The 19202-nt window shown below is 71.3% G+C and carries 15 protein-coding genes; 11 read left to right on the top strand and 4 right to left on the bottom strand.

Annotation, left to right across the window (positions count from 1 at the left end; translation table 11 throughout):
• Window positions 1–22: 22 nt before the first annotated feature.
• Window positions 23–1021: an aldo/keto reductase gene (locus OG627_RS08645; RefSeq protein WP_443073433.1), complete on the bottom strand. Its 999-nt coding sequence runs from the start codon at window positions 1019–1021 to the stop codon at window positions 23–25.
• A 94-nt stretch (window positions 1022–1115) separates the two neighbouring features.
• Here OG627_RS08645 and OG627_RS08640 point away from each other — a divergent pair, with 94 nt between their 5' ends.
• From OG627_RS08640 to OG627_RS08610, 7 genes are all read left to right on the top strand, one after another.
• Complete coding sequence (locus OG627_RS08640) at window positions 1116–2057, top strand: 2-hydroxyacid dehydrogenase (RefSeq protein WP_329063067.1); 942 nt, start codon at window positions 1116–1118, stop codon at window positions 2055–2057.
• A gap of 362 nt (window positions 2058–2419) precedes the next feature.
• Window positions 2420–5257: a putative bifunctional diguanylate cyclase/phosphodiesterase gene (locus tag OG627_RS08635; RefSeq protein WP_329072493.1), complete on the top strand. Its 2838-nt coding sequence runs from the start codon at window positions 2420–2422 to the stop codon at window positions 5255–5257.
• Between the two features lie 210 nt (window positions 5258–5467).
• Window positions 5468–7333, top strand: coding sequence for an acetolactate synthase large subunit (locus OG627_RS08630; RefSeq protein WP_329063065.1), 1866 nt, complete (start codon window positions 5468–5470; stop codon window positions 7331–7333).
• Between the two features lie 34 nt (window positions 7334–7367).
• Window positions 7368–7892, top strand: coding sequence for an acetolactate synthase small subunit (gene ilvN / locus OG627_RS08625; protein WP_066945691.1), 525 nt, complete (start codon window positions 7368–7370; stop codon window positions 7890–7892).
• Window positions 7893–8002: 110 nt separating this feature from the next.
• Complete coding sequence (gene ilvC / locus OG627_RS08620; RefSeq protein WP_329063060.1) at window positions 8003–9004, top strand: ketol-acid reductoisomerase; 1002 nt, start codon at window positions 8003–8005, stop codon at window positions 9002–9004.
• Window positions 9005–9272: 268 nt separating this feature from the next.
• Window positions 9273–10865, top strand: a complete 1593-nt coding sequence (serA, locus tag OG627_RS08615) for a phosphoglycerate dehydrogenase (RefSeq protein ID WP_329063058.1) — start codon at window positions 9273–9275, stop codon at window positions 10863–10865.
• 245 nt (window positions 10866–11110) lie between these two features.
• Entirely contained in the window at window positions 11111–11467 is a 357-nt protein-coding gene (locus OG627_RS08610; RefSeq protein ID WP_329063056.1) for a hypothetical protein, read from the top strand.
• 24 nt (window positions 11468–11491) lie between these two features.
• Here OG627_RS08610 and OG627_RS08605 read toward each other — a convergent pair whose 3' ends face one another.
• A complete protein-coding gene (locus OG627_RS08605; RefSeq protein ID WP_329063054.1) occupies window positions 11492–12679 on the bottom strand; it encodes a PucR family transcriptional regulator in 1188 nt (395 codons plus the stop codon).
• Window positions 12680–12833: 154 nt separating this feature from the next.
• Between OG627_RS08605 and OG627_RS08600 the strand changes: the two genes are divergently transcribed.
• Complete coding sequence (locus OG627_RS08600) at window positions 12834–13760, top strand: proline dehydrogenase family protein (RefSeq protein WP_329063052.1); 927 nt, start codon at window positions 12834–12836, stop codon at window positions 13758–13760.
• Window positions 13761–13862: 102 nt separating this feature from the next.
• Window positions 13863–15494: an L-glutamate gamma-semialdehyde dehydrogenase gene (gene pruA / locus OG627_RS08595; protein WP_329063050.1), complete on the top strand. Its 1632-nt coding sequence runs from the start codon at window positions 13863–13865 to the stop codon at window positions 15492–15494.
• A 96-nt stretch (window positions 15495–15590) separates the two neighbouring features.
• On the opposite strand, the gene OG627_RS08590 is transcribed toward pruA, so the two are convergent.
• Window positions 15591–16427, bottom strand: coding sequence for a DUF1206 domain-containing protein (locus tag OG627_RS08590; protein ID WP_329063048.1), 837 nt, complete (start codon window positions 16425–16427; stop codon window positions 15591–15593).
• 83 nt (window positions 16428–16510) lie between these two features.
• On the opposite strand from OG627_RS08590, the gene OG627_RS08585 reads away from it, so the two are divergent.
• Together OG627_RS08585 and OG627_RS08580 are read left to right on the top strand one after the other, a co-directional pair.
• Window positions 16511–17059, top strand: a complete 549-nt coding sequence (locus tag OG627_RS08585; RefSeq protein WP_329063046.1) for a GNAT family N-acetyltransferase — start codon at window positions 16511–16513, stop codon at window positions 17057–17059.
• A 237-nt stretch (window positions 17060–17296) separates the two neighbouring features.
• A complete protein-coding gene (locus OG627_RS08580; RefSeq protein WP_106979167.1) occupies window positions 17297–17428 on the top strand; it encodes a hypothetical protein in 132 nt (43 codons plus the stop codon).
• 71 nt (window positions 17429–17499) lie between these two features.
• Here the strand turns inward: OG627_RS08580 and OG627_RS08575 are convergent, their stop codons facing one another.
• Window positions 17500–19074 carry a purple acid phosphatase family protein gene (locus tag OG627_RS08575; RefSeq protein WP_329063042.1) on the bottom strand — a complete coding sequence of 525 codons (1575 nt, stop codon included), beginning with the start codon at window positions 19072–19074 and terminating at the stop codon, window positions 17500–17502.
• Window positions 19075–19202: the final 128 nt, after the last annotated feature.

The following is a 19202-nucleotide window of genomic DNA, read 5'->3' as shown; positions in this document are numbered from 1 at the left end:
TTCTTACACCGTTGCCCCGTCCTCAGTAGTCCCACGACTCCCGTACCGGCGGCAGCGAGGCTATCTCGGCCAGATCCCGCGCCGTCAGCTCCAGATCCGCCGCCCGCGCGTTCTCCACCGCCCACTCCTCCCGCTTCGTCCCCGGCAGCGGCACCACATGGCGCCCCCTGGTCAGTACCCACGCCAGCGCCACCTGCGCCGGCGTCGCGCCGTAACGTTCCGCTATCCGCCGCAACCCGACCACCAGCGGCTGGTTCGAGGCCATGATCTCGGCCGTGAACCGGGGATGGCGCGCCCGCAGATCGTCCGGTTCGAACCCCTGCCCCGGGGTGAGCGTGCCGGTCAGGAAACCGTTGCCCAGCGGCATCGCCGCGAGGAACCCGATCCCGCGCGCCTCGCACCACGGCAGCAGCCGCTCCAGCGCCTCCGGCGACCAGACCGACAGCTCCGCCTCCACCGTGCTCACCGGAAACACCTGCTGGATCCGCTCCAACTGGCGGATCGTCGCGTCGTGCAGATGCGCCCCCGACCGCCGGCGGGAAGCGCGCGCCCCCACGGCGCACAGCCCCAGCGCCCGTACCTTCCCGGCGCTCACCAGCTCCGCCATCGCGCCCCAGGTCTCCTCGACCGGTATCTCGGGGTCGGCGCGGTGCAGTTGGTAGAGGTCGATCACATCGGTCTGCAACCGGCGCAGCGAGGCGTCGCACGCGCGCCGCACATACGAGGGCCTGCCGTTGGCCACGATGTGCTGGTCACCGACGAGCAGTCCGCACTTGGTCGAGACGAAGACGTCCGCCCGCCGCTTGCCGACCACCCGCCCCAGCAGCAGCTCATTGGTGAAGGGGCCGTACATGTCGGCCGTGTCCAGCAGGCTCGTACCGGCGTCGAGCGCCGCGTGCACCGCACGGAGCGACCGGTCGCCGCGCTGCTGCGAGCCGGTGTACGCCCAGTGCATGGGCATGCAGCCGAGTCCGATCGCCCCCACTTCGAGCGCCGCCGCACCGATTGTCCTGCGCTCCAACTGCCGTACCCCTCCATAAGACCGCCCCTGCGGTCCCTGTGCCGTCCTCAAGCTAACCTCATCACCGCGCCGGGCTTCGCATAGCCTCCTGACCATGACTTCAGACGTATGGCTCCCGCTTCCGGCAGACGAGATCGAAGGGCTTCCCGAGGGCCTGGACTACCGCTTCTGGGACGGCGAGGACTCCTTCCCCGCCGACCCGGCGCGCTGCGCCCTGTACGTCGTGCCGTACATGCGCGGTCCGGAGATCTCCACCAGGCCGCTGGCCGGCATGACGTCCCTGCGCCTCGTACAGACCCTCTCCGCGGGCGTCGACAACGTGACCCCCGGACTGGACGTGCTGGCGCCCGGGGTGCGGCTGTGCAACGCCAAGGGCGTCCACGAGGCCAGCACGGCCGAGCTGGCCCTCACCCTGACCCTCGCCTCCCTGCGCGGGGTGCCCGGTTTCGTCAGGTCCCAGGACCGGCGGGAGTGGAACTCCGGCTTCCACCAGGCGCTCGCCGACAAGTCCGTACTGATCGTCGGGTACGGCTCGATCGGCGCCGCCGTCGAGGACCGGCTCGCGCCCTTCGAGTGCGCGCGGGTGATACGCGTCGCGCGCTCCGCCCGCACCACGGAGCGCGGCGCGGTCCACGCGTTCACCGAACTGCCCGCGCTGCTGCCCGAGGCGGACGTGGTGATCCTCTCGACGCCGCTCACCGAGGGGACCAAGGGGCTGGCCGGAGCCGCTTTCCTGGCCGGGATGAAGGACGGCGCGCTGCTCGTGAACGTCGCACGGGGCGCGGTCGTCGACACCAAGGCGCTCCTCGCGGAGCTGGAGAGCGGCAGGATCCAGGCCGCTCTCGATGTCACCGACCCCGAGCCCCTGCCCGCGGACCATCCGCTCTGGCATGCTCCGGGTGTCCTGATCAGTCCCCACGTCGGCGGACCCACCTCCGCCTTCCTGCCGCGCGCCAAGCGTCTGCTCGTCGAGCAGCTGACCCGGTTCGCGGCCGGGGACGAGCCGCTGAACGTCGTCCTCACCACGGGAGCCTGAACCCCGCGGAGCGGGCGCCCCGCACCGTCCCGCGCGCCCGTCGCGACCGCCCCGCCGCACCCCCGATGCCGACAACACCCCAGGTCGTCACGGAGAGTAGAAGAACTATGTCCCTGAGTGACGAGTCTGGTGTATCGTCCCGATCTGGGGGCTGTGCCGCGCCTGGGGCGGTGCGGCGGAGCGATCAGGAACCGAGGGGGGCGACGGGCGATGTACGGCCGATGGACGAACGATCCGACGCGTCAAGGACGCCGGCGGCGGCCTCCGGACACCCCGGAGCGCACACCGTGCGCGCCGACGGTCACGGAGACACCTCAGACACCTCAGACATCTCACGGAGCGCTCCGGTGAGCGCCGAGGGCATGGTCGTCGGCGCGCGCCCGGCCGCCGGCGGAAGCAGCGGGCCGGCCGCCCAGCTCCTCCTCGCCCTGATCTGCGCGGGCTACGCCGCCGGCGCCGCGCTGGGCTGGGGCTCGGAGCGGCTGGCCCTGTTCATGGGTGACTTCGGGCTGAGCCTCGCCGCCCTGATCGCCGCCGTCTCCTGCTTCTTCTACGCCCGCGGCCACACCAGCCGCTTCCGGCCCGCCTGGCTGCTGTTCTCGTTCTCGTCCGCGATGGCCTCGGCGGGAAACGCGGTCTGGGGGTGGTACGAAGTCGTGCTCGACGAGCCCGTACCCAGCCCCTCCTTCGCGGATCTCTTCTTCCTCTGCTTCGCGCCGCCCGCCATCGTGGGGCTGCTCGTCCTCGCCAAGCGCCCGGTGAGCAGGGCCGGCTGGGTCTGTCTCGCGCTGGACTCCTGGCTCATCGGCGGTTCGCTGCTCACCCTCTCCTGGAGCCTCGCGCTCGCGCGCACGGCGACCTTCCAGGGCGAGAGCGTGCTCCAGGCCGCTCTCTCGCTCGCCTATCCACTGCTCGACATCGTGCTCGTCAGCATGGTCCTCGCGCTCCACTTCCGGCGCGCCACGGGCAGCCGCTCCGCGGTCAACACCGCGATCGCCGCCCTTGCCCTGACGGTGCTCTGTGATGCCCTGTTCACCTCCCCGCTGCTGCGTGACACCTACCGCTCCGGACAGCTGCTGGACGCCGGATGGTTCGCCGGCTCGCTGCTCCTCGCCTACGCGCCCTGGGGGGTGCGCCGCATGACGGACACCGTCCCGGCACCGCCCCGGCAGGGCCGCCACTCCACGCCCATCGCCAGCTCGCTGGCCGCGCTCACGCCGTATCTGGCCGCCGCCGTCTGCACGCTGGGGATTCTCTACAACGTCATCGAGGGCCGCCGGGTCGACCGGGTCGTCGTCCTCACCGGCTGCACGGTCGTCCTCGCCCTGGTCATACGGCAGGGCATCATGCTCGTCGACAACATCGCGCTCACCCATGAACTGGCCCAGAAGGAGAACCACTTCCGCTCCCTGGTGCAGGGGTCCAGCGATGTGATCATGATCGCCGCGGCCTCCGGCACCCTGCGCTACGTCAGCCCCGCGGCGGCGGGGGTGTACGGGCGGGACGCCGAGGATCTCGTCGGCGCCGAACTGGCCTCGATCATCCACCCGGACGACCTCGGCCGGGTGATCCACGAGGTCCGGCGCTTTCTCGCCACACCTCCGGCGGAGGAACCCACCACCAGGATCGAGTGCCGGTTCAGCTCCGGCAGCGGCGGCTGGCTCAACGTGGAGTCCACCGTCAACCGCCACCAGGGCGGGCTGATCTTCAACAGCCGGGACGTCACCGAGCGCGTCCGCCTCCAGGCGCAGTTGCAGCACAACGCCGAGCACGACCCGCTCACCGACCTCCCCAACCGCGCCCTGTTCACCGAACGGGTCCGCCAGGCCCTCGCCGGCCGCCGCGCGACCGACGCCGGCACCGCGGTGCTCTTCATCGACCTCGACGGCTTCAAGGGCGTCAACGACCGGCTGGGCCACCAGACCGGTGACGAGCTGCTCGTCCAGGCCGCCCACCGCCTCCAGGAGTCCGTACGGGCCGGGGACACCGCCGCCAGGCTCGGCGGCGACGAGTTCGCCGCCATCGTCCTCGGCGACGGCTCCACCGACCGCACGGCCCGGGAGTACCAGGTCCACGAGATCGCCGACCGGCTCCGCCTCCGGCTCTCCCAGCCGTACCGGATCGACGGCAACGACGTCCGGGTCGCCGCCTCCATCGGCGTCGCCTTCGCCGAGCCGGGGATAACTCCCACCGGCCTCATGCGCAACGCCGACCTCGCCATGTACCGCGCCAAGGCGGCGGGCAAGGACCGCGTCGAGCTGTACGCGCCCCAGATGCAGGCGGACGTGGTCCGCAGGACCGAGCTGGCCACCCGGCTGCGCACCGCCCTGCACGACGGCGAGTTCGCCCTGCTCCACCAGCCCGTGGTGCACCTCACCTCCGGCCGGGTCTCCGCCGTCGCCGCCCAGGCCCGATGGCGCTCCGCCCAGGGCATCCTGTACACCCCCGCCGAGTTCCTGCGCGTCGCCGACGACAGCGACCGCACCGCGGAACTGGGCCGCTGGCTGCTCGAACAGGCCGTCGAGCAGGCCGCCGAGCGCGCCGGGCTCGGCCACACCGTCCCCGTGGCCGTCCGGCTGCCCGCCCGCAGGCTGCTCGACAAGTCCATGCCGCTGGGCTCCATCGAAGCGCTGCTGACCCGGCACGGGCTGCCCTCGGGCGCCCTGATGATCGAGCTGTCCGACAGCGACCCGCGCGCCTCCCTGGACGAGCTGGAGCACCGTCTCGTCGCGCTGCGCCGACTCGGCGTCCGGATCGCGCTCGACGGCTTCGGCAGCGGATACGCGGCGATAAGCGCCCTGCGCAGGCTCCCCGTCGACGTACTGAAACTGGACCGCGGACTGGTCGAGGGCGTCGTGGAGTCCGCCAGGCTGCACAAGATCACCGCGGGGCTGCTCCGGATCGCCTGCGACCTCGGCATGCAGTCCGTCGCCGAGGGCGTCGACGTCCCCGAACAGGTGATCGCCCTGCGCGCCATGGGATGCACCCACGGTCAGGGCATGGCCTTCGCCGGACCGCTGGACGAGCACCGGCTGCGCCGCGCCCTGGTCGCGGGCTCGTACCCGGTCCCGGGCGCCGTCGCCCAGCCGGTCCTCTCCGGCAGCGCGCTGCCCGTCCGGCGCTCCCGTCAGCCGGTCTCCGACCGGATTCCGCGTCCCACCATGCGCTCAAATAGTGAGACGCCCGTCCCACCCACTTGACAGTCGGGGCGCGGCGGAGGGAGGGTCAGTGCCATGCGCACCCGAATTCTCGTACTTGGAAAGCGCGTCGGCTGAAGCAGAGCCCCGTACCCGCTCTGCAGACCGCACCGACGCGCTCCCCTCGCCTGCCTCACGGCACGAGGGGTTTTTTGTTGCACCGGCACACCCCAAACCCTCGCAAAAACCCTCAGCTTCGAGAAGAGAATGCCGATGACCGACCAGGCCACCGGGGCCCACCATCCGCAGCCGCGGGCCCGTAACGGCGCACCGTCCTCCGCCTCCGTCGAGCACGTCACGGGCGCGCAGTCGCTCATCCGCTCTCTTGAGGAAGTGGGCGCCGACACGGTATTCGGCATCCCCGGCGGCGCCATCCTCCCCGCGTACGACCCGATGATGGACTCCACCCGGGTCCGCCACATCCTCGTCCGCCACGAGCAGGGCGCCGGCCACGCGGCCGAGGGATACGCCCAGGCCACCGGCAAGGTCGGCGTCTGCATGGCGACCTCGGGCCCCGGCGCCACCAACCTGGTCACGCCGATCGCCGACGCGCACATGGACTCCGTGCCGCTGGTCGCGATCACCGGGCAGGTGGCGAGCGCCGCGATCGGCACGGACGCCTTCCAGGAGGCGGACATCTGCGGCATCACCATGCCGATCACGAAGCACAACTTCCTCGTCACCAAGGCCGAGGACATCCCCAGGACCATCGCGGAGGCCTTCCACATCGCCTCTACCGGCCGTCCGGGACCCGTCCTGGTCGACATCGCCAAGGACGCCCTCCAGGCGCGGACCACCTTCAGCTGGCCGCCCGTCCAGGACCTGCCCGGCTACCGCCCGGTGACCAAGCCGCACGCCAAGCAGATCCGCGAGGCCGCCAAGCTGATCTCCCAGGCCAAGCGCCCGGTGCTGTACGTCGGCGGCGGAGTTCTCAAGGCCCGCGCCACGGCCGAGCTGAAGGTCCTCGCCGAGCTGACCGGGGCCCCCGTCACCACCACCCTGATGGCGCTGGGCGCGTTCCCCGACACCCACCCCCTGCACGTGGGCATGCCGGGCATGCACGGGGCGGTCACCGCCGTCACCGCGCTCCAGAAGGCCGACCTGATCGTGGCCCTGGGCGCCCGCTTCGACGACCGCGTCACCGGCAAGCTGGAGAGCTTCGCCCCGCACGCCAAGATCGTGCACGCCGACATCGACCCGGCCGAGATCGGCAAGAACCGCATCGCGGACGTGCCGATCGTCGGCGACGCCCGCGAGGTCCTCGCCGACCTCGTCCAGGCCGTCCAGACAGAGCACACCGAGGGCCAGGTCGGAGAGGCCGCCAAGTCGGGATACGCGGCCTGGTGGAAGGACCTCAACCGCTGGCGCGAGACCTACCCCCTCGGTTACGACCAGCCCGACAACGGCACGCTCGCACCGCAGCAGGTCATCGAGCGCATCGGCCGGCTCGCGCCCGAGGGCACCGTCTTCGCCGCGGGCGTCGGCCAGCACCAGATGTGGGCCGCCCACTTCATCCAGTACGAGAAGCCCGCCACCTGGCTGAACTCCGGCGGCGCCGGAACCATGGGGTACGCGGTCCCCGCCGCCATGGGCGCCAAGGCCGGGCTGCCGGACCGTACGGTCTGGGCGATCGACGGCGACGGCTGCTTCCAGATGACCAACCAGGAACTCACCACCTGCGCCCTGAACAACATCCCGATCAAGGTCGCGATCATCAACAACGGCGCGCTGGGCATGGTCCGCCAGTGGCAGACCCTCTTCTACAACCAGCGCTACTCCAACACCGTGCTGCACGCGGGCCAGGAGACCGACGGCGGCCCCACCGGCGGCACCCGGGTCCCGGACTTCGTGAAGCTGGCGGAGGCCATGGGATGCGTCGCGATGCGCTGTGAGTCCCCGGACGAGCTGGACGCGGTGATCGCCAAGGCCAACGCCATCAACGACCGCCCCGTCGTGGTCGACTTCATCGTCCACGAGGACGCCCAGGTGTGGCCGATGGTCGCCGCCGGCACCTCGAACGACGAGGTCATGGCCGCCCGGGACGTCCGTCCCGACTTCGGCGACAGCGCAGACGACTGACCGCGGAACGAGAGCCCGAGAGAAGAGACCGACCATGACCAGGCACACACTCTCCGTTCTGGTGGAGAACACCCCCGGCATCCTCGCCCGGATCGCCGCGCTGTTCTCCCGCCGCGGGTTCAACATCGACTCACTCGCGGTCGGTGTCACCGAACACCCCGACATCTCCCGCATCACCATCGTGGTCAATGTCGAGGAACTGCCCCTGGAGCAGGTGACGAAACAGCTCAACAAGCTGGTGAACGTCCTCAAGATCGTCGAACTGGAGCCCGGCGCTGCGATCCAGCGCGAGCTGGTCCTGGTGAAGGTCAGGGCCGACAACGAGACCCGCTCCCAGATCGTCGAGATCGTCCAGCTGTTCCGCGCCAAGACCGTGGACGTCTCACCCGAGGCCGTCACGATCGAGGCCACCGGATCGAGCGACAAGCTCGACGCGATGCTCAAGATGCTGGAGCAGTTCGGCATCAAGGAGCTCGTGCAGTCCGGGACGATCGCCATAGGGCGCGGCGCGCGGTCCATCACGGACCGCAGCCTCCGGGCGCTCGACCGCAGCGCCTAGGCAGTGTCCTCCCGGCTCGAATACCGAGACCGGGAAACCACCATCAGCCGCCCCGCCGTACGGTGGGGAGCGAGCTGTTCCACCGAAGTGCACATCAAGGAGAAGACCCAGTGGCCGAGCTGTTCTACGACGACGATGCCGACCTGTCCATCATCCAGAACCGCAAGGTCGCGGTCATCGGGTACGGCAGCCAGGGCCACGCCCACGCGCTGTCGCTCCGTGACTCGGGTGTCGACGTCCGGGTCGGCCTGCACGAGGGCTCGAAGTCCAAGGCCAAGGCCGAGGAGCAGGGCCTGCGCGTGGTGACGCCGGCCGAGGCCGCCGCCGAGGCCGACGTCATCATGATCCTGGTGCCGGACCCGATCCAGGGCCAGGTCTACGAGGAGTCCATCAAGGACAACCTGAAGGACGGCGACGCGCTCTTCTTCGGCCACGGCCTGAACATCCGCTACGAGTTCATCAAGCCGCCGGCCAACGTCGATGTCGCGATGGTCGCCCCCAAGGGCCCGGGCCACCTGGTCCGCCGCCAGTACGAGGAGGGCCGCGGCGTTCCGTGTATCGCGGCCGTCGAGCAGGACTTCTCCGGCAAGGCGTTCGCGCTGGCCCTCTCGTACGCGAAGGGCATCGGCGGCACCCGCGCCGGCGTCATCAAGACGACCTTCAAGGAAGAGACCGAGACCGACCTCTTCGGCGAGCAGGCCGTCCTCTGCGGCGGTACCGCCGCGCTGGTCAAGGCGGGCTTCGAGACGCTGACCGAGGCCGGCTACCAGCCGGAGATCGCGTACTTCGAGTGCCTCCACGAGCTGAAGCTGATCGTGGACCTCATGTACGAGGGCGGCCTGGAGAAGATGCGCTGGTCGGTCTCCGAGACCGCCGAGTGGGGCGACTACGTCAGCGGCCCGCGCGTCATCAACGACCAGACCAAGGTCGAGATGAAGAAGATCCTGGCCGAGATCCAGGACGGTACGTTCGCCAAGAACTGGATGGACGAGTACCACGGCGGTCTGAAGAAGTACAACGAGTACAAGAAGGCCGACAGCGACAGCCTGCTGGCGACCACCGGCGCCGAGCTGCGCAAGCTCATGAGCTGGGTCGACAACGACGACGCGTAGTACCTGGACGGGCGGCCCCGGTCCCTGCGGATTCCCGCACGGACCGGGGCCGCCGCACCGGGCGCCGACGCCGGGCCGCACGTACGAGTGATCCTGCCGCACGGGCGGAATAACCCTCCGGCGACGGCATTACACTGCTCAACACATACGCGTCAGGCCCACAGCGTCGTGCGTCTTTCACGCGGTTAGGGCGCGCTCCGCCCTAGGACCCCTCCACCGCATGCGGCCGTCGGGACGGCCGTCCGCAATGGGACTTGTGAGGACTCACGTGAGCTCGAAACCTGTCGTACTCATCGCTGAAGAGCTTTCGCCCGCCACCGTCGACGCACTCGGTCCGGATTTCGAGATCCGGCACTGTGACGGCGCCGACCGCGCGCAACTGCTGCCCGCGATCGCCGATGTGGACGCGATTCTCGTCCGCTCCGCGACCAAGGTCGACGCCGAGGCCGTCGCCGCGGCCTCGAAGCTGAGGGTCGTCGCCCGCGCCGGGGTCGGTCTCGACAACGTCGACGTCGCCGCCGCCACCAAGGCCGGCGTGATGGTCGTCAACGCGCCGACCTCCAATATCGTCACCGCCGCCGAGCTGGCCTGCGGTCTGCTCGTCGCCACCGCGCGCAACATCCCGCAGGCGAACACCGCCCTCAAGAACGGCGAGTGGAAGCGCTCCAAGTACACGGGCGTCGAGCTGAGCGAGAAGACCCTCGGCGTCGTCGGCCTCGGCCGCATCGGCGTGCTGGTCGCGCAGCGCATGTCCGCCTTCGGCATGAAGATCGTGGCGTACGACCCCTATGTGCAGCCGGCCCGCGCCGCGCAGATGGGCGTCAAGCTGCTGTCGCTGGACGAGCTGCTCGAAGTCTCCGACTTCATCACGGTGCACCTGCCCAAGACCCCCGAGACGCTGGGTCTGATCGGCGACGAGGCGCTCCACAAGGTCAAGCCGTCCGTGCGGATTGTCAACGCCGCGCGCGGCGGGATCGTCGACGAGGAGGCGCTCGCCTCCGCCCTCAAGGAGGGCCGCGTCGCCGGTGCCGGGCTGGACGTGTACACGAAGGAGCCCTGCACGGACTCCCCGCTGTTCCAGTTCGACCAGGTCGTCTGCACCCCGCACCTCGGCGCCTCCACCGACGAGGCGCAGGAGAAGGCGGGCATCGCCGTCGCCAGGTCCGTACGGCTCGCGCTCGCCGGTGAACTCGTACCGGACGCGGTCAACGTCCAGGGCGGGGTCATCGCCGAGGACGTACGCCCGGGCCTGCCGCTCGCCGAGAAGCTCGGCCGGATCTTCACCGCCCTCGCGGGCGAGGTCGCCGCCCGGCTCGATGTCGAGGTGTACGGCGAGATCACCCAGCACGATGTGAAGGTGCTCGAACTCTCCGCGCTCAAGGGCGTGTTCGAGGATGTCGTCGCCGAGACCGTGTCGTACGTCAACGCCCCGCTGTTCGCTCAGGAGCGTGGCGTCGAGGTCCGGCTCACCACCTCCAGCGAGTCCCCGAACCACCGCAATGTGGTCACCGTGCGCGGCACCCTCGCCGACGGCGAGGAGGTCTCGGTCTCCGGCACCCTGGCCGGGCCCAAGCACCTGCTGAAAATCGTCGCGATCGGTGAGTACGACGTGGAGCTGGCGCTGGCCGACCACATGGTCGTGCTGCGGTACGAGGACCGCCCCGGCGTCGTCGGCACGGTCGGCCGGATCCTCGGCGAGGCCGGGCTGAACATCGCGGGCATGCAGGTCGCGCGCGCGGAGGAGGGCGGCGAGGCGCTGGTCGTGCTCACCGTGGACGACACCGTGCCGCCGGCGGTGCTCGCCGAGATCTCCGAGGAGATCGGCGCGGCCTCGGCCCGCTCGGTGAACCTGACCGACTGACGCGGTCCGCTGGTACGTGGCTGAGGGGCCCGGTGTCGGCACCGGGCCCCTCAGCCACGTCACGGGCTCTGTAGCCGCGGCCTGTTGTCCTGCCGACGCCGCGGTGGAAAGATCTTCTTATGCAGTCGTCGCCCTCACCGCAGTCGGATCAGCCGCGCACGCCGCCCGCTGAACCCCCTTCCACCGCACGGTCGGAGCCGCCGGCAGCCCTGACAGCCCCGGCCACGCGGCCTGCCGGGCCGCTGGTGATCGCCCTGGCGGTCGGGCTGGTGCTCGGAGGCGGGGGCGTGGGCGCGGCATGGGCGCTCTCGGGTGGTGGTGAGGAGCCGGGGGCGCGAGCCGACGCCGTGGCCGCCTGTGCGGCTCTCGACGGGTTCGACGAGTCGAAGTACATGACCAAGGGACCCGCCGGGGAAGTCGCGAGCCACCGCTGGGGCGCCGCGTACAGCCTTTCGCGCGCGGCCGCGGCGGGCGACGCCGCGTACAAGCCGCTCGCGACCACGCTCCAGGAGGCGACCGACCGCATCATGATGACGTTCAAGGTCGACGCCGAGGTGAAGGCCGGCATTGGCAAGGCGCGCGACCTGTGCGCTGACCTCTGACCCACCGCGGTGTGTACCCGCCGGTCAGAGCCGTGCCGCCTTCAGTGCCATGTGGAGGAGCAGCCGGTCCTCGCCGTCGTCCAGATCGAGGCCGGTGAGCTGCTCGATCCGGGAGAGCCGGTAGTAGAGCGTCTGCCGGTGGATGCCCAGGGCCGAGGCGGTGCGGCCCGCCTGCCCGGCGTGGTCGAGGAACACCTCGGCGGTGTGCGCCAGTTCGCCGTGGGCGGGGGACAGGAGCGTACGGACCGCGGGATCGGGCCCGGTGGGCAGCGCGGTGAGCAGGCGGTACGGGCCGATGGACGCCCACTGGGCCACCGGGCCGAAGCGGGGCTGGGCCTCGCAGGCGCGGGCCGCCGCGACCGCCTCGCGCCAGGCCTCCGGCAGTTCGGCGGGGCCCCGGCGCGGGGCGCTCGCGCCGGCGGCGGCCCCGGGGCCCGCGCTCTCGCGCAGCCGGTCCACGGCCGCGAGCACGGGGGCGAGCGCGTCGGCGGAGCGCAGCCGTACGAGCAGGGCCAGCGCAGCCGGGCCGCCCCGCCCGTCGGAATCGGCCCCCGCCGTGTCCTCGGCGCCGCTCCCGTGGCCGTAGCCGTACGGCAGGGTGCACAGCGCCGCCGTCCCCGGCACCGCGCGTGTCCCCGGCTCCTCGTCGCGCCAGGGCGCCACGCAGACCACCACATGCAGGCCCTCCGCGCTCGGGCCGAGCGCCGTGCGCAGGGTGGCCAGCGCCATCTCCCGCTGCCAGCCCGGCCCGGCGGTGAGCACCGCCCGCAGCTCGCGGGCCAGGTCCACCCCGGTCCGCAGCTCGTCGGCGAGCAGATCGCCGATCCGGCCGGTCACCTCCATCGCCGCCGCCAGCCGGGAGGCGGCCGGTCCCGGGTCCGAGTCGTCCAGCAGCCATACGTAGCCGAGGACATGGCCCCGGTGGCGCACGGGCAGACAGATCCGGCCCCGGAAGACCCCCGCGTCCGGTGCGGCCGGGATGCGGACCGGATCCGTGGCGCGCGTGATGCCGAACGCCTCGAACCAGGCGCGGACCGCCGGTGTCGACTTCCGGGTCAGGATCGAGCGCGTCCTGACCGGGTCCATCGCCGTGTCGTCCTCGCTGTCGTGCGCGCCGAAGGCGATCAGCCCGAAGTCGCGGTTCTCCAGCGTCGCCGGGACGCCCAGGAGCGCCGAGATCTCGTCGACCAGTTCCTGATAACCATCGTTCACCCGGACATTCTCCCACCGGCTTCAGACATATGTCTGAGATGGGGGCCACGGATGCGTGACAGCTGTCGATGGCAGAGGATCGGAGCGGTCTCTAGGTTTCGCAGTGGTTCCCCGTTTGCGGTTCCCCGTTTCGATTCCACCGTGGAGGTGACCCGTGCTGGGTCCCGTGATCCTCGCCGCGTCGCGCAGCGACACCATGCGCCGCGCCGTCTCGGCCGCCCCGGTCACCAAGCCGGTGGTGAACCGGTTCATCGCCGGTGAGTCCGTCGAGGAGACGACTCCCGTCATCCGGACGATGGCCGACAGCGGTCTGGAGATCACCCTCGACGTGCTCGGCGAGGACATCACCGACCGGTCCGAGGCGCTGGCCGCCCGGGACGCGTACCTGCGGCTGATCGAGGCCCTCGCGCCGCTGGAGCTGGGGACGCGCGCCGAGATGTCGGTGAAGCTGTCCTCCTTCGGCCAGGCCCTGCCCGGCGGGCACGGCCTCGCGCTGGAGAACGTCACCGCCGTCGTCGAGGCCGCCGCCGAGATCGGCACCACGGTCACCCTCGACGCCGAGGACCACACCACCATCGACTCGATGCTCGCCATCCACGGTGAGCTGCGCGAGCGCTTCCCGCAGACCGGCGCGGTCGTGCAGTCGTACCTCTTCCGCACCGAGGAGGACTGCCGCGCCCTCGCCGCCGCCGGCTCGCGCGTCCGCCTCGTCAAGGGCGCCTACAAGGAGCCCGCCTCCGTCGCCCACCAGGACAAGGGCGAGGTCGACAAGGCGTACATCCGCTCGCTGCGGATCCTGATGGAGGGCGGCGGCTACCCGATGGTCGGCACCCACGACCCGCGCATCGTCGCGATCGCCCAGGACCTCGCCCGGCGTGCCGGACGTAAGCTCGATGAGTACGAGTTCCAGATGCTGTACGGCATCCGCGAGGCCGAGCAGCTCCGGCTCGCCGCCGAGGGACACCGGATGCGGGTCTACATCGCGTACGGCACCGACTGGTACGGCTACTTCATGCGCCGCCTCGCCGAGCGCCCCGCCAACCTCGCGTTCTTCCTGCGCTCGCTGGTCACCCGCGGCTGACCGGCCCGGCCGCGGCCCCGCACCCGCACCCGCACCCGAGCGCGACGACGCAACCCAGCACGACCGACGTACAGATCCAGCAGATTGAGGAGATTCGCCACCATGGACGCTGTGACCCAGGTTCCCGCGCCGGTCAACGAGCCGGTGCACGGGTACGCTCCCGGCTCCGCCGAGCTGGCCCGCCTGGAGGCCAGGCTCAAGGAGCTGGCCGAGAACCCCGTCGACCTGCCGATGACCATCGGCGGCGAGAAGCGGATGGGCGGCGGCGCCCGCGTCGACGTCGTACAGCCCCACAACCACCGGGCCGTGCTGGGCACCTTCGCCGGTGCCACCGAGCAGGACGCGCGGGACGCGGTCGACGCCGCGCTGGCCGCCGCCCCCGGCTGGCGCGCGATGGCCTTCGACGACCGCGCCGCGATCATCCTGCGCGCCGCCGAGCTGCTCGCCGGCCCCTGGCGCGAGACGCTGGCCGCCGCGACCATGCTCGGCCAGTCGAAGACCGCGCAGCAGGCCGAGATCGACACCCCGTGCGAGCTGGTCGACTTCTGGCGCTTCAACGTCAAGTACGCCCGTGACCTGCTCGCCGAGCAGCCGCCGGCCAACTCGCCCGGTGTCTGGAACCGGCTCGACCACCGCCCGCTCGAAGGCTTCGTCTACGCGATCACGCCCTTCAACTTCACCGCCATCGCGGGCAATCTGCCCACCGCGCCCGCGCTCATGGGCAATGTCGTGGTGTGGAAGCCGTCCCCGACGCAGACCCTCGCCGCCGTCCTGCTGATGCGGGTGCTTGAGGAGGCCGGACTGCCCAAGGGCGTCATCAACCTGGTGACGGGCGACGGCTCCGCCGTCTCCGAGGTGGCCCTGAACCACCCCGAGCTGGCGGGCATCCACTTCACCGGCTCGACCAAGACCTTCCAGCACCTGTGGAAGACGGTCGGCAACAACATCGAGAAGTACCGCTCCTACCCGCGGATCGTCGGCGAGACGGGCGGCAAGGACTTCGTCGTCGCCCATCCGAGCGCCGACCGCGCGATCCTCAAGACCGCGCTGACCAGGGGCTCCTTCGAGTACCAGGGCCAGAAGTGTTCGGCGTCCTCGCGTGCGTACATTCCCGCGTCGATCTGGAACGACGGCTTCGAGGCGGAGTTCGCGGCCGAGGTCGACGGGATCGCCATGGGCGACGTCACCGACCTGTCGAACTTCATCGGCGCCGTCATCGACGAGCGCGCCTTCGCCAAGAACAAGGCCGCGATCGACCGCGCCGCCGCCGACCCCACCTGCACGATCGTCGCGGGCGGGACGTACGACGACTCCGTCGGCTACTTCGTCCGCCCGACCGTCATCCTCTGCACCGACCCTTCGAGCGAGGTCTTCACCACCGAGTACTTCGGCCCGATCCTCGCCGTGCACGTCTACGACGACGCCCAGTACGAGGCCATGCTCGACCAGATGGAGTCCGTCTCGGCGTACGCCCTGACCGGGGCCGTCATCGCGGGCGACCGCGCCGCCGCCGCGCACACCATGGAGAAGCTGCGCTACGCGGCCGGCAACTTCTACATCAACGACAAGTCGACCGGCGCCGTCGTCGGCCAGCAGCCCTTCGGCGGCGGTCGCGCGTCCGGCACCAACGACAAGGCGGGCGCGCCGCAGAACCTGATGCGCTGGACGCTGACCCGCGCCATCAAGGAGACGCTGGTCCCGCCGACGGACTACCGCTACCCGCACATGGGCTGACGGCTCCGTCCCCCGATCCCGCCCCCGTACCGGTTGCCCCCCCTTCCGGTACGGGGGCGGTCCTCATACGGGGGCGGCCCCTCCGGGGGCGGCCTCTCAGACCTTGCGCCAGCGGGCCATCGAGCACGAGAAGACCCCGAACAGCGCCAGCCCCACCGCGACCACGGCCAGCAGCCACGGCCCCGCCGGGGTGTCGGTGAACGAGCGCAGCGTGTTGTCGAACCCCTTCGCCTTGTCCGGCTCGTACGCGACGGCCGCCAGCACCACGAACACCCCGGCCGCCGTGAACAGGACGCCCCGCGCGGATCCGCCGCCCACGCCCGCGACATCGACGAACCGCCGCTCGGCGCGCGACATCTCGCCCAGCTTCAGATGCTTGTGGTACTTGCGCAGCACCGCGCGGGCGCCGATCCACAGCCCCGCGAGCGCCACCCCCACCCCGGCGGCCCCCACGATCCACCGGCCGCCCGGCAGCTCCAGGGCCTTCGCCGTGACATCGCGCGACTCCTGGTCGCTCGACCCCTTGCCGCTGCTCTTCTCCCCGACCGCGAACGCCAGCACCGAGTACGCGGAGAATCCGTAGAAGACGGCCCGCCCGGCGGACAGCAGCCGCTTGCCCGCCTCGGAGCCGTCCGGGCCCGCCAGGCCGAACAGCGCCTCGGAGAGCCGCCACAGCGCCATCCCGGCGAGCCCGACGCCCACCGCCCAGAGCAGGACGGATCCCATCGGCCTCGCGGCCAGTTCGGCCAGCGCGCCGCCCTTGTCGGCCTGCTGACCGCTGCCGAACGCGACCCGCAGCGCCAGCACGCCGATGAGCAGATAGATCACACCGCGCGAGCCGAAGCCCCAGCGGGCCGCCGCGTCCATGGCGGAGCTGTTCGCCGCGCGCCGCGCCTTGTCGTGCCCGTCGCGGGTCCTGGTCCGTACGTCCATGTTTGCCTCCGCGGCCCGGGTGCCCCGGTCCGGCTCGGCGAAACGACGGGCAGGGGGCGCGCGTGGCCTGGGAGAGTGGGCGCATGACGTTACCGTTGCGTACCGCTCACACCTTCGAACTCGCTCCGGCCGAACTCAGCGCGATCCGCGCCCTGTTGGACGACGCCTTCGAGGAAGGGTTCGACGACGAGGACTGGGACCACGGGCTCGGCGGCATCCACGCCTTCGTACGGGACCCGGACGGCGCGTTCGTCGCCCACGGCAGCCTGGTCCAGCGCCGGGTCCTGCTGGCGGGCCGCTCGTACCGCATCGGTTACGTGGAGGCCGTCGCCGTACGGGCCGACCGGCGCCGCCAGGGTCTCGGCGGCCGGGTGATGGCCTCGCTCGAACGGGTGCTCGACGGTGCCTATGCGGCCGGAGCCCTGGCGGCCTCGGACGACGGCGCCCTCCTCTACCGAGCCCGCGGCTGGCACCCCTGGCCGGACCGGATCGAGGCGCTGGGGCCCGGGGGAGTCGTCCGCCTGCCGGAGGAGGAGGGCGCCCTCTATCTGCGCCCGTCCGCCGGCCACCCGCCGCTCGACCCCTCCGGTGGCGCGCTGGTCTTCGACTGGCGCGAAGGAGCGGTGCTGTAGTGGCCTGAAGCGCCGCGCCGTCTCAGATAGTAGGAAGTCCGAGTAATCGTGCAGACAGACGGCCGCCCCTCGCTTAGCTTGGAATGAGCCGAACGTCTCGCTCCATCCAGCGAAGGGCGGTCGTGGGCCCGCGCCATACAGGCAATCCCTGTCGCGCAGACGCCCCCGCCCCGGCACCTCGCAGCTGCATCACGTGGTTCCGCCGCGTGTCCCCACTGCCTCAAGGAGTCGATCATCATGGCCGAGACGACCGTCCGCCGCCGTGTCCGTCACACCCCCCGCACCAGCGAGTCCGACCGCAAGAACGCCGCCGCCGCCCTCCAGCGTGCCCTCGACCGCAGGGACAACGGCGGCTCGACCGGCCACTGACGGCGGCCCTCCGGCCGGTCGGCCGCTCCTGTCCGCGCCGGCGCGTGACCGAGGTCGGCGCGTGACCGCTGTCAGCGCGTGACCGTGAAGTGGTCGACGCGCCGGCCCGACTCGGCCAGCGCGGAGACCCGCAGCTCGGGGCGGTGCCCCGTCGTCACCTCGACGGCGAGGAACGAGAAGCCGGTGTAGCGCACCCGGGACCACTCCACGGTCTCGGTAGCCTTCGCGCCGTCCGCCGTCCAGTGGTACGTGGGCACGCTCTCCAGGTCGGCCACATGGCCCTCGTAGCTGTCCGGCACCGGGAAGTCGTACAGCGCCTTGCCCGCGCCGCCCGCCGTGACGTACACGATGCCGTCCCGTACCGAGCTGACGGACTCGCCGACCGGCACCCGGCGCTTGACGCCGCCGCCGCGCAGCGCGTCCGTCCGCTCGTACACATGGTTGTGGCCGTTGACGACCAGATCGACGCCGTGCTTGTCGAACAGCGGCACCCACGCGTCCCGCACGCCACCGTCGGAGGCGTGCGCGTTCGTCGTGGAGAAGGCGCAGTGGTGGAAGAAGACCACGATGAAGTCGACGTCCCGGTCCGCGCGCAGCTCGCCCAGCCGCTTGTCCAGCCATCGGGTCTGGGCGCCGTCCGTGTAGCCGGTGTTGGCGCGGATCTCGTGCGAGACGTCGTTGGCGTCCAGCGCCACCACCGCCACGTTGCCGTACGTGAACGCGTACACGCCCGGTGACCTCACCGGATCGGGCCCGCCCTCCGGCAGCGTCCAGCGCGCGTTCTGCCCGCCGTAGCCGTTGGGGGAGTACCACGCCTCCATGTCGTGGTTCCCGGTGGTCACCATCCACGGCACCCGCGACGCGACCGGCTCGGTCTGCGCCAGGAACTGGTCCCACACGCGCGCGTCGTACGTGTCGGCGGGCAGCCCCCGGCCGTTGCTGTCCGCGTAGCAGATGTCCCCCGCGTGCAGATGGAAGACCGGGTTCTGGCCCAGGATCACCTGGTCGTTGGCGAGGGCGTCGTACGACACCCCCTGGTCCCCGAAGGCGGTGAAGACGAACGGCTCGGCGTGGGACGGGGCCGTACGGAAGCTTCCCACCGTCCCGATGTGCCGCGCGTCCGCCGGGTCGAAGCCGTCGTGGCCGACGCCGTAGTAGTACGTCGTGCCGGGGCGCAGCCGCTCCAGCGAGGCGTGCAGGTAGTACTGGTCGACGGCGGGCAGCTTCGCCGACAGCGACGGCGTGTGCAGCGGCCGTACCTCCGCCCCGATCTTCCGGCTCAGGTCCCAGGGCTTCGGGCCGACCCGTACGTACGGGTTCCGCACCGGCAGCGGCACCTGCCACGAGACCGTCATCCGGGTCTTCGGGTCCGAGCCGAAGGCGAGGTGGCGGCCGAACGGCGCGACCAGCGAGCCGTCCACCCGGGTGGCGGCCGACGAGGGAAGAAAGGCCGGCGCGGTGGGGGACGCCGTGGCGCCGCTGGAGCCGAGCAGCCCGGCGCCCGCCACCGTCCCGGCGGCGAGTGTCCCGGCGCGCAGCAGACCGCGCCGGCCGATCCGGGCGCGCAGATACTCGTGCTGCTCCGGCATGGTCATGCGGGAGGCGAGATGGTCGGGGATCCCGACCCGGGGAGTGGGAGATTCCATGGCTCGACCGTCGCACCGCCGGATGGCGCCGGCGTGGAGCCCCGGCGTCCAGTGGGCGACCGAATCGCAATGTGTCCACAGAATGGACGTGCCGTGTCATGGGATGGGACGAGCGTTAGGCTGCCGTC

Origin of the sequence: Streptomyces sp. NBC_01429, assembly GCF_036231945.1 — a bacterium.
Taxonomy (GTDB): domain Bacteria; phylum Actinomycetota; class Actinomycetes; order Streptomycetales; family Streptomycetaceae; genus Streptomyces.
The sequence above is the reverse complement of the archived record's forward strand: the minus strand, read 5'-3'. Positions and strand labels throughout refer to the sequence as shown.